Raw genomic sequence first — 297 nt, 5'->3', positions numbered from 1 at the left:
GCTCAAGGTACTGCTGCCGTCCCTTGCCGATGACTGAGGTCGGTGCCTGAACCGGGGAACCGAGGCAAAAACGCGAGCGGGGCGGGGCAGGGCGTGGAAGAGGCGGTGCCGCTTTCCACAAGAGCTTTGAGCGGATCCTGATCGAAACGTCGCTCAAGCACACCGGAGGTCGCAAGGGCGAAGCCGCGGAGCTTTTGGGATGGGGGCGCAATACGCTGACCCGCAAGCTCAAGGTACTGCTGCCGTCCCTTGCCGATGACTGAGGTCGGTGCCTGAACCGGGGAACCGAGGCAAAAA

General features: G+C 63.3%; 1 pseudogene. It reads left to right on the top strand.

What is annotated here, in order from left to right:
- Positions 1 to 125: 125 nt before the first annotated feature.
- A pseudogene (locus ACUN9Y_RS22290) lies at positions 126 to 263 on the top strand (helix-turn-helix domain-containing protein); the annotation flags it as partial.
- Between the last annotated feature and the right edge of the window lie 34 nt (positions 264 to 297).

Source organism: Halomonas sp. V046 (assembly GCF_052645355.1).
This window is presented reverse-complemented; position numbering and strand designations above follow the sequence as displayed.